This is a genomic window from Pseudomonas saxonica (genome assembly GCF_007858365.1).
Taxonomy (GTDB): Bacteria; Pseudomonadota; Gammaproteobacteria; order Pseudomonadales; family Pseudomonadaceae; genus Aquipseudomonas; species Aquipseudomonas saxonica.
In genome coordinates, this window is the sequence record NZ_VFIO01000003.1 from 1 (window position 1) to 14,672 (window position 14,672).

General features: G+C 56.0%; 13 protein-coding genes and 1 pseudogene. 9 read left to right on the forward strand and 5 right to left on the reverse strand.

What is annotated here, in order from left to right; all coding sequences use genetic code 11:
* From FJD38_RS09710 to FJD38_RS09725, 4 genes and pseudogenes are all read left to right on the forward strand, one after another.
* Positions 1-1,607 (forward strand): RHS repeat domain-containing protein (locus FJD38_RS09710; protein WP_146385089.1); only part of this gene is annotated, 1,607 nt, incomplete at its 5' end.
* Between the two features lie 2 nt (positions 1,608-1,609).
* Positions 1,610-2,023, forward strand: coding sequence for a hypothetical protein (locus FJD38_RS09715; RefSeq protein WP_146385091.1), 414 nt, complete (start codon positions 1,610-1,612; stop codon positions 2,021-2,023).
* 261 nt (positions 2,024-2,284) lie between these two features.
* Positions 2,285-2,449 (forward strand): annotated as a pseudogene (locus tag FJD38_RS25125) (transposase); the annotation flags it as partial.
* A 359-nt stretch (positions 2,450-2,808) separates the two neighbouring features.
* Positions 2,809-3,879 carry a hypothetical protein gene (locus FJD38_RS09725; RefSeq protein ID WP_146385093.1) on the forward strand — a complete coding sequence of 357 codons (1,071 nt, stop codon included), beginning with the start codon at positions 2,809-2,811 and terminating at the stop codon, positions 3,877-3,879.
* 249 nt (positions 3,880-4,128) lie between these two features.
* Here the strand turns inward: FJD38_RS09725 and FJD38_RS09730 are convergent, their stop codons facing one another.
* Both FJD38_RS09730 and FJD38_RS09735 read right to left on the reverse strand, forming a co-directional pair.
* Entirely contained in the window at positions 4,129-5,472 is a 1,344-nt protein-coding gene (locus FJD38_RS09730; RefSeq protein ID WP_122783368.1) for an MFS transporter, read from the reverse strand.
* A 21-nt stretch (positions 5,473-5,493) separates the two neighbouring features.
* Complete coding sequence (locus FJD38_RS09735; protein WP_167654266.1) at positions 5,494-6,735, reverse strand: glutamine synthetase family protein; 1,242 nt, start codon at positions 6,733-6,735, stop codon at positions 5,494-5,496.
* A gap of 328 nt (positions 6,736-7,063) precedes the next feature.
* On the opposite strand from FJD38_RS09735, the gene FJD38_RS09740 reads away from it, so the two are divergent.
* A complete protein-coding gene (locus tag FJD38_RS09740; protein ID WP_146385097.1) occupies positions 7,064-8,362 on the forward strand; it encodes a histidine-type phosphatase in 1,299 nt (432 codons plus the stop codon).
* Positions 8,363-8,492: 130 nt separating this feature from the next.
* Positions 8,493-8,744, forward strand: coding sequence for a hypothetical protein (locus FJD38_RS09745; RefSeq protein ID WP_146385099.1), 252 nt, complete (start codon positions 8,493-8,495; stop codon positions 8,742-8,744).
* 110 nt (positions 8,745-8,854) lie between these two features.
* Here the strand turns inward: FJD38_RS09745 and FJD38_RS09750 are convergent, their stop codons facing one another.
* The 3 genes from FJD38_RS09750 to FJD38_RS09760 all read right to left on the reverse strand — a co-directional run bounded on the left by FJD38_RS09750 (position 8,855) and on the right by FJD38_RS09760 (position 11,794).
* Positions 8,855-9,403, reverse strand: a complete 549-nt coding sequence (locus FJD38_RS09750; protein ID WP_146385101.1) for a histidine phosphatase family protein — start codon at positions 9,401-9,403, stop codon at positions 8,855-8,857.
* Positions 9,404-9,468: 65 nt separating this feature from the next.
* The gene (locus FJD38_RS09755) at positions 9,469-10,740 is read right to left on the reverse strand and encodes an MFS transporter (protein ID WP_146385103.1); all 1,272 of its coding nucleotides are present in this window, start codon (positions 10,738-10,740) and stop codon (positions 9,469-9,471) included.
* A 97-nt stretch (positions 10,741-10,837) separates the two neighbouring features.
* Complete coding sequence (locus tag FJD38_RS09760) at positions 10,838-11,794, reverse strand: LysR family transcriptional regulator (RefSeq protein ID WP_122783374.1); 957 nt, start codon at positions 11,792-11,794, stop codon at positions 10,838-10,840.
* A gap of 104 nt (positions 11,795-11,898) precedes the next feature.
* Between FJD38_RS09760 and FJD38_RS09765 the strand changes: the two genes are divergently transcribed.
* The 3 genes from FJD38_RS09765 to denD are packed head-to-tail and all read left to right on the forward strand — an operon-like array spanning position 11,899 to position 14,572.
* Entirely contained in the window at positions 11,899-12,639 is a 741-nt protein-coding gene (locus tag FJD38_RS09765) for an SDR family oxidoreductase (protein WP_146385105.1), read from the forward strand.
* A gap of 55 nt (positions 12,640-12,694) precedes the next feature.
* Positions 12,695-13,543, forward strand: coding sequence for an ureidoglycolate lyase (locus FJD38_RS09770; protein ID WP_122783376.1), 849 nt, complete (start codon positions 12,695-12,697; stop codon positions 13,541-13,543).
* 45 nt (positions 13,544-13,588) lie between these two features.
* Positions 13,589-14,572 carry a D-erythronate dehydrogenase gene (gene denD / locus FJD38_RS09775; RefSeq protein ID WP_122783377.1) on the forward strand — a complete coding sequence of 328 codons (984 nt, stop codon included), beginning with the start codon at positions 13,589-13,591 and terminating at the stop codon, positions 14,570-14,572.
* Positions 14,573-14,672 lie beyond the last annotated feature (100 nt).

The following is a 14,672-nucleotide window of genomic DNA, read 5'->3' on the forward strand; positions in this document are numbered from 1 at the left end:
CCGACGGCAACGGCCTTCACTACCTCTACCACCCCGGCGGCGCGCTCAAAGCCATCAACCTCAACGGCCAGCGCCTCACCGGCCACCGCTTTGAACACGGGCGCGAGATCATGCGCCAACAAGGCTCGGTGCTCAGCGAATACCACTACGACGAACAACAGCGCCTCAAGGAACACCGCGTCTACCCCCTCGACCGCAACGGAGAAGTCAGCGGCCACTACCACTACCGGCGCAGCTACCAATACGACGCCAACAGCAACCTGAGGCTGCTCACCGACAGCCGCAAAGGCCAAAAAAGCTACGCCTATGATCCGCTTGACCGCCTCACCGAAGTGCTCGGCAACGCCAACAACGTCGAACACTTCGCCCACGACCCGGCGGGTAACCTACTCGCCCAAAGCTACAACGGCCAGGGCCGCAGCTACGGCAAAATCAAAGGTAACCGCCTGCTCATGCAAGGCGACTGCCACTTCGACTACGACGCCTACGGCAACCTCATCCGCGAACGACGCGGCGCCGGCCAACGTCTTGTGCGCCACTACCGTTACGACAGCCAACACCGCCTGATCGGCATCACCCTGGCCGACGGCAGCGACGTCGCCTACCGCTACGATGCCTTCGGCCGACGCATCGCCAAAGACATGGACGGCAAAACCACCCAATTCATCTGGCAGGGCGACCGGCTGATCGCCGAAAACATCTACCAAAAAGGTGTTAAGGGCTGGCCGTTGTACCGCAGCTACGTATACGAACCCGGCACCTTCAAACCGATGGCCCTGCTAAAAGGCCACGGCACCACCAACGAGGTTTATTACTACCAGCTCGACCATTTGGGCACCCCGCAAGAACTCACCGACGTAAGTGGGAATATCGTCTGGTCGGCGTATTACCGGGCCTACGGCAACATCGTCAAATTCGACATCAACGAAATCAGCAACCCGCTGCGTTTTCAGGGCCAGTATTACGACGAAGAAAGCGGACTACACTACAACCGCCATCGCTACTACAATCCCAACACCGGCCGCTACCTGACCCCCGACCCGATCAAATTGGCGGGTGGACTCAACAGCTACCAGTACGTGCCCAACCCAACGGGGTGGGTGGATCCGTTGGGGTTGATGAGTGTTGAGGGGGAGTGTCCGGGTGGACGAAGTGCCGAAATAGAGGCTCTTTCTGAGGCTAATGCCAAACGTCAGGTTCAGCGCTATGAGCAAAAATATGACATGCATACAATTGGCAAACATAGTCCCGAAATATCTGACACTGTTCTTAAACAAAGAGCGATTGACGGCACAAATCCTATTACGGGTATTACACCAAGCAAAAATATTGGAAACCCTAGCTCTCAGTTTAAAGACTGGAAAACTCAAATGCATGCAATCAATGAAGCAACTACAAGAATAGTCCGCGGACTACCGAGGGAAACAGGTATAGACAAGAAGGGCAATCCCGTAGTAAGACTTCAGCTTAAAAATTCAGGCAGGGGCTACAAACCAAACAAAACAGACCCTAAAAACCCGAAAATCAATGAACAAATGAGCGGTGTTGAAATAAAATTTGATCCAAATAATCCAGATCGTCCTTTCACTGCTTTCCCGGTAGATTAAATATGCTTACTCATCCAAACACAAATCGCCCCTACAATCCTACTTTAGATTATTTCTTAGGAGGAATTGAAATATATGACCAAGAGGAAACTCTCGGAGAACAGCTGTGGAAGCTGAACCCCAACAACGAACAAAGAAACACAATAATAAAGGAGCATATCATTCCACACCTGCAGAATCTTTCTTATAGACACAAATTCATCCTCACAGAAAAACTAGAACAAGCTTTAAACGATACCAATCACGACTTCGAAAATTACTTTGAAAACAATCCGAATGAGAATTATCAAATAGCTTGGGAGGCACACGAGATAAATACGCCACGCACATTCTTCGAAGATATATTCCACATCATCCAAGATAGGTGGAAACATGAACTATACAAAGCCGCAAAAGAAGATCAGTCAACATGGTAACCAACCATCATTCCACGGCGCTGCAGCACTGCGTATAGATAACGACAAATGGTAATTTTCCTAAAAACCAGTAATCTTTCGCTAGGAATATCTGTCAAGGAGTTATCTAGCAATGCTGATAACGAATTGAGATATGAAAAGGTAACTTCTAACGGCCCAGGTGGGCATTAAAAAAAGGCGCTCTGATAGCTGACCTCCTACAAACAGGACTTGGCTCTGACTATATAGCAACCAGCCAAATATAGACTACAAACCGAACCCGTGCCCTTGAAGAGTTTGGTTACTTCGATCGAGCCATATTATCCAAACGGCGAAGGGGGCCGCCCGGCGTACCCGTCGATGGCCATGTTGCGCGTTCGTTTGAAGCAAAATTGGTTCGGCTACAGCAATCTAGCGCTGGAAGTATCACTCTATCAAACGACAATATACACGGGGGTCGAAAAGCGTTCTGAGCATCAGGATCGCAAGATGTCGGGTCGATTGCGGCGAGTCCGAGCCTCTATAAAAAGCACGCCTATAAGAGTTTGATCGGTCGTATGGGACGTAAGATCGAATACGCGAAAGCGCAGGTGCGGGCCAAGCTTGAGCACCCGCTTCCCATGATCAAGCGCTAGTTTGGTTATAGAAAGTGCCTTTGAACGGTTGGTGGGTATGGGGAAGTGCGTCTGCACATAACAAACTTAACATTCAGACATACTTAATAAGTAAGCAATGCAAATTGGCGACTAGCTAGACATACCAGATATGGTTAAGTATTAAGCCTTCTAAAAACAGGAAAAACAATCATGCTATTTAAAATATTACTAGCCTGCTGCATTCTTACATCTTCAATAAGTGCACATTCTGCCACCACTCTTACATCTTCAATACCTGCACGCCCTGCCATGACTCATTTAAAAGAAACAATAAACGCAGACGGCAGTGTAAGCTTAGTACTTCTTCCAGGCCCAGGACCCAAAAAAAACAGGCCAGAAAAACTCAGTGAAAATCGTGAAATACGCAAGGCCGTTGTCGATTTTTTTGGCTATCAGGAAGGCGGGTATATAAAAGACAGTACTGCAGGAACACTTATATCCAAACAAGTACTTACTTCTCTTAATTCTCAAGCTACCCCAAACGAGTACGCCATCCCCAAGAACCTGAAAATGATATCAGGTATAAATGAAGGCACCCGAGGAGAGTCTCGTGCGGCGCTTTTATTTGATGATTCCAATAAATTATTGGCTGTCGCATTGGTGAGTCGAGATTGCCACAGAAATTTAGACAGGGAGGTTTTTTGCAATGACGACAAGGGCCACATCCTAAACATATTTCTTCCAAAGGGGGCACATGAAAACATTGCAGACCCCTTAATTCTGTGGAGCAAAAAGATACCCACAGAGCAGACCATTTTTATGGCTTATGTAGATCCTGACAGGACAGACTGGGTCCAAAAAATAGCAAAAACCCTTTATATAACAACACAACCAAACATCCGATCATGGACACCCAATGACTTGCCCGCTGAGCTGCCTAAAGAATTTATCCCCCTCCTACTGACTCAATCACAACTCGTTGGCGCAGGCGTTAACGGAAAGTACACTGTGGGAGAGGCCAAAGGATGGCCCTTTTCTAAAGATTTTATTTACTCACTAGGTGCACCCACGCAAGACTTTGAAGTCCACTTACGAACCTATACTCCGATCGATGAAATACAGGCTTTTTATACTTATCTGACAACAACTTCTTCGATTACAAGAAATGACCACAATATCACTATACTTGGAACAATTAATAATAAAAAATACGCCATCGAACTGAGATCCCAACACTACCCTCACGTTATCAACTACATCAACTTTAAAGCATGGAAATAATTACTGTACCTAAAACTGCATGGCAGGGAGTACTCCCAGCCATGCCAACTTTTTCAATTCAAAATAGAGTAGATGCGCCCCTACCGCTACAACAGCCTACACCGCCTGATCGGCGTATTACCGGGCGTTCGGCAACATCGTCAAATTCACGGATGGACTCAACCGTTAACACCCAGTCCCCGACTGCCACTTGGGCGCCTCTCGCCCAACAGATCAAAGCGCCTTAAAGGCGCTTCGACCACAGGACACTCACTCCTTACGCTCAGTCTCTTGGGTAACGTCTTGCGGGTGAACTTCAGGCTGCGGCTCCGGTTCATCGTGCGGTTCCACGTTATCCACCATTTGATCCTGTACCACTTGTTCATCAACCCGCGGGTCAAGCGCAGCCACCAGAGGGGAGCTGGACATGCTGTCCGGCATGGCAACGTGTTGCAGCGGTGCGTCGTCGACCTGGTGCAGGTTGGTCACGGCATTCGGACGGATGCGCCACACCAGCAGTAAACCCGCCACGCTGAAGAAGGCGTAGAGCATTTGGCTGCCCATGACTTTCATCAGTACACCCGCCAGCAGTGGCCCGATGCTGGCACCGATGCCGTAGGTCACCAGCAGCATCGCGGTCAAAGACACGCGCCGCTCAGGTTCGATGTGGTCATTGGCAAACGCGACGGCCAGCGGGTAGATGCAGAACTGCAACAGCGCGCTGACAAAACCTGCGGCAAACAACACCTCAACGGGCACCGACGGTAAAAGCGCCAGCGGCAATGACGCCAGGGCCAGCAAGAACGCCAGGATTCGGATCAGCAGCGGCCGGTCGTAGCGATCAGACAACCATCCCAGCGGCCATTGCACCAACAGGCCGGCGAAGATGCAGCAACCCATGTACAGGCCGACCAGTTCGGTGGACAGCCCTTGTTGGGATGCGTACAGCGGCGCCAAGCCGTAGAACGACCCGACCAGACAGCCCGCACCCAGTACGGCGATCAATGATTGCGGTACGCGCTGGATAAAGAACTTGGGGTCCATCGGTGCCGGGTGCAAGGGCGCCGGGTGAATGCGTCGGGTCATGGCCACGGGCACCAGGCACAGGGCAAAACACATGGCGACCAGCATCAGCAATTCAAGACCGAGCTGGGGGTGGATGACCAGTATCAGTTGACCCAGTACCAGCCCCAGGTAGGAGGCGATCATGTACAGGCTAAAGACCACGCCACGCTGTTTGGCCTCGGCCTGCTCGTTCAGCCAGCTTTCGATCACCATGTATTGGCACATCATGCCCAGGCCAACGATGACCCGTAGCAGCAGCCACATGGGCAGCCAGTCGGTCAGGCCGTGGCACAGCACCGCAGCGCCGACAATGCCGGCACAGGTGGCGTAGGCGCGGATATGCCCCACTCGGGCAATCAAGCGGTGACCGATTTTGCCGCCCAGTACCAGACCAAAATAGTTGGCGGCCATCAAGGCGCCGACCCACAAGCCGTCGACATTATCGGCAGCCAAACGCAGCGCCAGGTAGGTGCTTAACAGGCCTGAGCCAATCAACATCATCAGCGAAGCAAAATACAACGCGCGAAAAGATTTCCAGATTTGATGCATGGCGTTCCCTGCGACTCCTGCTTAAGCCTGAGCCGCCAATACACGGCGCTCCCAGGGAGTGATTTCATCGTAGAAGCTGGTGAGCTCCAGAGTCTTGGACGCGATGTAGCCTTCGATGAACTCAGTGCCGAACAGTTCAATCGCCAGACCACTGCGCTTGAGCCGCTCTAGAGCGGCATGCAAGGTACAGGGCAATAACAAGGCATCCGGCACCTCGAATTGGCCCTGGATGGCAGGTGTCGGCGCAAGCTTATGTTCGATGCCATGCAAACCGGCAGCCAGACTGGCGGCAATGGCCAGATAAGGGTTCGCATCTGCCCCCGGCAAGCGGTTTTCGACGCGCCGTGCCACGGGTGCACTGGCCGGAATGCGCAACCCGGCGGAGCGGTTATCCAGTGACCAGCAGGCATTGTTCGGCGATGCATACGGGTGACACAAACGCTGATACGAGTTGACGTTCGGCGCAAACAGCGCCGTGAAGTCGGCCATGCACGCTTGCTGCCCGCCGATAAAGTGGCGAAACATCGCGGTGGGTTGCCCCGTCTCATCGCTGAACACATTAAGCCCGCTGCCCTGCTCCACCACGCTTTGGTGAATATGCATCGAACTGCCTGCCGTGTGCGCCAGCGGCTTGGCCATGCACACCACGTTCAGGCCGTGCTTGAGGGCAACTTCCTTGAGCAGGTGCTTGAATAAAAAAGTCTGATCGGCCAGCAGCAGCGGATCTCCGTGCAGCAGGTTGATCTCAAACTGACTGACGCCCATCTCATGCATAACGGTGTCACGTGGCAACCCCAGCGCTGCCATGCTCGCATACACCTCGCTGAAGAAGGGCCGCAGGCCGTTGTTGGAACTGACGCTGAACGCAGAGCTGCCGTCTTCGCGGCGGCCATCCAGGCCAACGGGCGGACGAAAGGGTTGAGTCGGGTCGGGATTGGGCGCAAAGACAAAAAACTCCAGTTCTGTCGCCACCACCGGCGCCAGCCCAAACGCTGCGTAACGGGCAATCACCGCCTTGAGCTGAGAACGGGTCGACAGGGATGAAGGGCCACCCGAGAGTTCATTCGCATCGCAAATGGCCAATGCTCGTGGCTGCGCACTCCAGGGCAAACGATGAATGTGCGCAGGGTCTGGCACCAGCGCCAGATCACCGTCTTCGCCGCCATAAAAACGGGCTTCAGGGTAGCCGCCCATGATGCATTGCAGCAGCACGCCACGGGCCATTTGCAGACGCCGCCCTTCAAGGAACCCTGCCCCGGTCATGACTTTGCCACGCGGGACGCCGTTAAGGTCGGGAGTCACACATTCAACTTCGTCAATGCCAGCCAATGGCTGCATGAGTGGAGCCTGACAACGGGTGGTCATGACGCTTTCCTTGTTGAACACGCCACGAGGGGCAATGGGCACAAAATACGCAGCAGTGACTGGGGATTTCAAGCAATGGCCGCAGGATTCCGGGAATTGGCCTCTGCGCCGTCATTGACTCACCGAAAAACACAGATCAGAAGCGGCAAAGGTTTTGCGTTACGTGATCCGTTTGCCGTCTAGACTCACCGCGCAATGCTGTCCAGGATGACCAAAAGGAAAACCGATGAAAACGTTTCTCCCTCTCTGCACAGGCCTGTTGCTGGCCAGTACGCTCAGCCCGGCAGCCGTTGCTCAGACCCCGACCAGTGATGGTTATGTACTGGATAAAGTCGTTCAGATCAGCCGTCATGGCGTTCGCCCGCCTACAGCCTCCAATGAAAAACTGCTGACCAAGGTCACAGAGCGCCACTGGCCCGTGTGGCTGGTGCCTTTTGGCAACCTGACAGGCCACGGCTATACCGGCGCGGTCGAAATGGGCCTCTACCGCGCCGAGGTGTTGCGCAGTGCAGGTCTGATCCCCAAAGGCTGCCCAGACGCCAAGCAATTGCTGACCCATGCAAGCCCCATGCAGCGCACCAAAGCCACCGCACAAGCCTTGCTCGACGGGATGTTTCCCGGCTGCGGCTTTCAACCCACCTACGTCAGCGGCAGTCAGGATCCGTTGTTCCAGGCCAATGAAATGCCCTTTGCGGCCCTCGACCCCGAGAAAGCCCGCGCGCAAATCCTGCAAGCATTGGGCGGCAGCGTTGAAGCCGCTCAAGCACGCTTCAAACCCTACGAAGAACAGCTCAAGGAAGTCGCCTGCCTGCCCGGAGCCGACTGCCCCTACGGTAAAGAAAAGTGGACGCTGGAGCAAAATGCCAAAGGCCGCTTTGCTATCAAGGGCCTGAGCGCCGGCGCCAATATGGGTGAAGTGTTCCGTCTGGAATACAGCCAGGGCCTGCCGCTGGATAAAGTCGCATTCGGCCATGCGCGCACCGCAGCTGAAGTTTCCAGCCTGATGGTGCTGACTAAGGCCAAATACGATTTTCTCAATGACATCCCCTACATCGCCAGTCGCGGCGCCTCCGAGCTGATGAACCAGATTTCTCTGGAACTCAAGCAAGGCACCTCACTGGCTGGCAAAGCCGACGAAAGCACTCCGCCTGATGTCCCGCTGATGCTACTGGTGGCCCACGACACCAACATTTCCTACCTGCGCACCATGCTGGGCTTTGGCTGGAAGCTCGGTGACTACATTGAAAACAACATCCCGCCCGTGGGCACGTTGCAGTTTGAACGCTACAAGGAAGTCAAAACCGGCGAGTACTTTCTGCGTATAGCCTTTGAAGCGCAGTCAATGGATCAAATTCGCAGCCTGACCCAATTGACCGGCACCGTAAAACCCCTCAAGGCCGATTTCGAAAGCGCCAAAGACTGCCGAACAACCAGTGTCGGCCTGCTTTGCCCCCTCAAAGAAGCCATGAGTAAAGTCGATCAAAATATCGACCCGACGGCGCTGACGCCTTACACCTTTGAATAGGAAAAACCTTCGCGGTACTGGCCGACGGGGTGCCCTATAGGCACTTAGCCATAAACCCTGGGTAGAAACCCCCGGTGCACGTGAGCTACATTGGGGGCAGCCTCAAATAACAACATGCACAGGGGGAACCGTGAATACACATCAAAAAATGCGAACCTTCGACCGGATTCGCGATGCCGTACTGCCGGAATATCGAGAGCGGGTTGCTGAATACTTGGTGCTTTACGAGGACGTTCTAAACGACCCGGCCGCCAGCCAGGAAGCCGTGCGCTCTACTGCTCTTCAGCTACGCGGCTATCTGCGCGGCTTGAACACAACGCGGGTATTGGGCATGGCCGATCTCGAAGACTTGGACAGCCGCATTATTGAAACCTGGCTTTAGGCGTGTCGAGTTACCCTCACCCCAACCCTCTCCCAGAGGGAGAGGGGGCTGAATTGTGGTGTTGCGCAGATCTGCACTTGCTTTTAGTCCCTTCTCCCTCTGGGAGAGGGTCAGGGTGAGGGCGATACCCGCATCCGCCACTTTCCGTTGTGGCGCAAATCAATCATCGATAACGGTTCGATATCAATTGCGTGAAACGCCGACGGCGGGCATTGCAATACGTTCATCAGTGCCGCACGCATAACCAACGGATGTGTCACTGCAACGATATGGCCCCTCCCCGTCAGCGCTGCCATCCACTCCCCCGTGCGCTGACACAGTTGCTCTACAGACTCACCGCCGTGCGGTGTCGCCTGCCAGTCCGCCATCCACACACCCAGCGCCTCGGGCTCAATGTCATCGAGCAAACACCCCTTCCAGCGGCCAAAATCACAATCGCGCAAGCCGTGATCTAGCTGTGCATCCGCTGAAAAGAGCGCCGCTGTCTCTCTCGTCCGCGCTTCCGGCCCACACAGGTAACGTGTCGTGCGGGATGAAAATAAATTGCGCGAATGAGCCGGTGCCTGCCCGTCCATTTCCACGGATTCGTCTGCGGCGAAACGCGCTTTTTTCTGCGCAATCGTGCGGGCATGGGCGATCAACGTTAAGCGTAAAGCCATTAAGTAATTCCAGATCCTGAGACACGCACTGGTGAACTGACTGGCTATGTTACAAGGAAAAGCGCCTAGACCACCGCCGGCACGGCCTCCAGACGCATCACCGGGGCTGCAGGTTCTTTCAGCAGTGCAAAGTACGCAAATGCCGAGCACGCAGCGACCACAGCACTGATCACAAAGGCTGAGGAGAACGAGCCACTCTGCTGCACGCTGAAGCCGGTCAGAATCGGGGCAATGGAACCTGCCAGATAACCGCCAAAGTTCTGGATCGAGCCGAAGGATGCCACCCGCTCCGACGGTACGATGGTGTTGACGATCATCCAGGCCGTGGCACTGGAGATATTGATAAAGAACATCGTCAGGCACAGCAACACGACACACACCACGACGTTGGTGGTAAAGGCCACGATCAAGGTAAACAGCGCCCCACCGAGCAAGCCGAGAATGACCATCAGTTTGCGGCTGGCCAGCACTCGCATGCCACGCGCCACCAGACGGTCACAGCATTTACCCGCAACGATGGTGCCCAAGGCGCCAAACAGATACGCCAGCGATACCACCCACGCAGTGCGATATAGATCAAGGCCGTGCTCGCGTTCGAAGTAGCCGGGCAGCCAAGTGAGGTTGAGCCAGATCATGTAGATCACGCCCATAAACCCGAGAAACGCCCCCCAGGTATTGCGGTCTTTGAACAGTGAAGTCCAGGGCACTTTAGGCCCCTTGGCTTGCTGAACAGCTACCGGTTCAGCACGGCCGGTTTCAGCCATGTATTGCGCTTTGCTTTTGTAGAACTTGAACCAGCACACCGCCAGCAACAAGCCCAATACACCGGTCAGGATAAACATCCCGCGCCAGCCCAGATGCACCATAAATACAGTCAACAAAGGGGGCGCCAGACACGGTCCGATACAGGTCGATGACCACACCCAGCCGGTGGCGGTGCCCCGCTCCTGCGTGTCGAACCACTCGGACAAGGCCTTGGCCGCCGAGGGGAAAACCGGCGCCTCACCAATCCCCAGCAACACCCGCAACCCCACCAGATGGCCGTAGCTGCTGAACAGCCCGAAGGCTGCTTGCGCCACTGACCACACCACCAGTGAACCGCCCAGCGCCAGTTTGCTCCCCAGTTTGTCGATCAAGGCGCCAAGGGGGAGTTGCGAGAACGCATAGGCAATGGAAAAAGCCGACAGCATCACCCCCATTTGCATCGGGCTGATGGCCAAGTCGGTTTGGATCGTGGTGTTGGCGATGGACAGGGCACTGCGGTCCAGGTAGTTGACCACACCAATCAGGAACAGAAAGAAGATGGTCAGCGTCTTGTAGTTTTTTATTGTTTTCATGCGCGCCTCTAATGAGCGGTTTTTATCCATCCCTTTATAGTTGCCCGCACGCACACTGCCCAATCACAAGATGCCATCGATTGATAACTCGACGTTATCAAGGCGTCTGTTGAGCACCGCGCATGGCATCAGGTCCGGTTAACAACGCCTCGATAAAGGCTTTTGCCGACCACTGCGGCGGTTCATTGCGCCGGGTGATCACTCCGTAGTCCGCCAGCACTAGCGGAAACGGTAACGCCAGGCGCACCAGCCGCCCCGCCTGAATTTCCGGTTCGACCATGGACTCGGCCAGCATCGCCACCACCGGCGTGGTTTGCAGCAATTGCATGGTGGTTTGCAGGGAAACCGTTTCAACGGTGTTTTCCGGGGTCTGCATGCCCGCCTCGACAAAGGCCTTTTCGACCCGTGCGCGCATCGGTGTGCCGGTCGGGTAAATCACCCACGGCCAACTGCCCAACTCACTCAACGGTACTTCGCTGGCCCCAGCCAACGGGTGCTGGCTGCCTGTAACCAGACACAGCGGCTCCGGCGCCAGGGCTTGAAAATCGAACAATTCACGATGACGGTCGAGGGTGAAACGGGCGACCACCAGATCCAGTTCTTTATGCTCAAGCAGGGTCAGCATGTTGGCGCTGGTGCCTTCCAGCACTTGTACCGTCAACAGAGGCCAGTCCTGCTTGACCCGCACAATCGCCGCGGGCACCGCCACCGCCGTGGCTGCGTAGATGGTGCCGACTTTGAGCAAGCCATGCCCGCCCTGACGCAGATGGTTGATCTGGCCGACAAACTGCTGGGTATCGTTCAGGGCGATCTGGGCGAAACGGGCCACGTGGTTGCCCAAATCCGTGAGAGTCATGCTGCGCGGCAAACGGGCGAACACCTCAAAGCCCAATTGATGCTCTATCTCGCGCAGCATCTTGCTCACGGCGGGTTGGCTGATGCTCATTTCCTGTGCAGTGGCGTGCATATTTTGCGTACGCGCCAGCGTGTTGATCAGCACCAAATGGCGAAACCGCAGCCAGTTGCACAGTTGATTAAACGCGACATCGGCCATTCGATAACCTCCGGTTATTAAGGCTTGAGAATATCTCATTGGCGATTATCGCCACGCAACATTAGGGTGGGTTTATTGAGCCCAATAACAATAAGGGACTGCCCATGAACCTCGCCCACAAACGCGTTTTGATCACTGCCGCGGCCCAAGGCATTGGTCGAGCGTCGGTACTGGCTCTGCGCGATGCCGGCGCCCAAGTGATCGCCACTGACCTGCATATTGAAGCGCTACAGGACATCCCCGGCATTCAAGCCCTGGCACTGGACGTGACACGGGCAGCCGACATCGACGCCCTGAGCCGTCAAGTGGGCGCCATCGACGTGCTGTTCAATTGCGCAGGCTACGTGCACAGCGGCGCGTTGCTGGACTGCGACGAGCAAGCCTGGCAGTTCTCCTTCGACCTCAATGTCACCGCCATGTACCGGATGATCCGCGCATTTCTGCCGGGCATGCTCGCGGCCGGCGGTGGCAGCATCATCAACATGGCTTCGGTGGCTTCCAGCATCAAAGGCGTGCCCAACCGATTTGCCTACACCGCCAGCAAAGCCGCCGTCATCGGCCTGACCAAATCCGTGGCCGCCGACTACGTGGGTCAAGGTATTCGCTGCAACGCGATTTGCCCCGGCACCGTTGACTCCCCCTCGCTGCGCCAGCGCATCGCCGAACAGGCCCGTGAACAAGGGCGCAGCGAAGCCGAGGTGTATCAGGCGTTTGTCGACCGTCAGCCGATGGGCCGCATCGGCATGCCTGAAGAAATCGCCGGGCTGGTGCTGTACCTGGCCAGCGACGCCAGCGCCTACACCACCGGTACTGCCCAGATCATTGATGGCGGAATGAGTAATTGACTCGCTTGCAGCCTCACCCAGCGGCTTCGCAATCATTCACCCCTAAGGAGCTTTTATGAAACTGTTGCGCTACGGCGAAAAAGGCCAGGAAAAACCCGGACTGCTCGACGCCCAAGGCCATATCCGTGATTTGTCCGGGCATATCCACGATGTCGCAGGCCTTGCACTCGACCCCGCCCGTCTCGCCACGCTGAGCAACATCGACCCCTCAAGCCTGCCCTTGGTCAGCGGCTCGCCGCGTCTGGGCGCGTGTGTCGGCCAGGTCGGCAAATTTATCTGCATCGGCCTCAATTACGCCGACCACGCCGCCGAGTCAGGCATGGCCGTGCCGACTGAGCCGGTGCTGTTCAACAAATGGACCAGCGCCATCTGCGGCCCCAATGACGACGTTGAAATCCCTCGCCATTCGACCAAGACCGACTGGGAAGTCGAACTGGGCGTAGTGATCGGCAAGGGCGGTCGCTATATCGATGAAAGCAACGCCATGGAGCACGTGGCCGGTTATTGCGTGATCAACGATGTGTCCGAGCGCGAATGGCAACTGGAGCGCGGCGGCACCTGGGACAAGGGCAAAGGGTTCGACACCTTCGGCCCCCTCGGCCCGTGGCTGGTCACCCGCGACGAAATCCCCGACCCGCACCAACTCAACCTATGGCTTGAAGTCGATGGGCAGCGCTACCAGAACGGCAATACCCGCACCATGGTCTTCCAGATCCCGGCCTTGATTGCTTACCTGAGCCGCTGTATGTCGCTGCAACCGGGCGACGTCATTTCCACAGGCACGCCGCCGGGCGTGGGTCTGGGCATCAAGCCGGAACCGGTATTTTTGCGAGCGGGTCAAGTCATGCGTTTGGGCATTGAAGGCCTTGGCGAACAGTGCCAACGCACCGTGCAAGCCGACTAAGCTCACTCGACTCAACAAATAACGATAAGAAACAGGAGCACCCTCATGCGCATTTTGATCACTGGCGGCACTGGCTTTATCGGCAAGCAACTGGCCCAGCGCCTGCTGGACTTGAACACCCTGACCTTCGAAGGCCAGGCGCCCCGCCCGATTGAGCGCATCGTGTTGTTTGACGCCTTCGCGGGCGAAGACGTGCCCAACGACCCGCGTATTGAGTTGGTGACCGGTGACGTCGCCGACCCTGACGTCATTGCCCGCGTGACCGATGGCGTGGATGTGGTCTGGCATTTGGCTGCCGTGGTCAGCTCGGCTGCAGAGGCCGATTTTGATCTGGGCATGCAGGTCAATTTGCACGGTTTGATGCTGCTGCTCGAAACCCTGCGCAAACAAGGTAATGCGCCGCGCTTTGTCTACGCCAGCGGCTTTGCCGTGTTTGGCGGCACACTGCCAGACGTGGTCAATGACGAGACCGCCCTCACCCCGCAATCGTCCTACGGCATGCAAAAAGCCGTGGGCGAATTGCTGGTCGCTGACTATGCGCGCAAAGGCTTTGTCGATGGTCGCGTGCTGCGTCTGCCGACTGTGGCGGTGCGCCCTGGCAAACCGAACAAGGCCGCCTCAACCTTCTTCAGCTCGATCATCCGCGAACCGCTGGTGGGCCTGCCGGCTGTGTGCCCGGTGCGTCCGGACACGCAGGTGTACCTCACTTCGCCGCGCCGCATCATTGAATCGATGCTGCTGGGCATGACCCTGTCACCGCAGACACTGGGCAGCCAAAGAGTCATCCCGCTGCCGGGCGTGACCACCACCGTGGCTGACATGGTCTCGGCGCTGCAGCGAGTGGCGGGTGATGACGTGGTCAACCTGATTCGCTGGGAACCGGACGCGACCATCCAGCGCATCGTTGAAAGCTGGCCGAGCACCGTTGAAGCCCCCCGCGCCCGCGCACTGGGCTTCACCGCCGACCCCGACTTCGACGCCATTGTGCGCGCCCACATTGAGGATACCGCCCCACGCCGTAGCAGCTGAGGAGCGCAGCGAGGCTGCGTCCGGCTGCGAAGCGGCCGTAAATTTTGGAAACCAGGTTTTACTGACACTCTGCAGTCAATGGTTTAGCGACTGCTTCGCA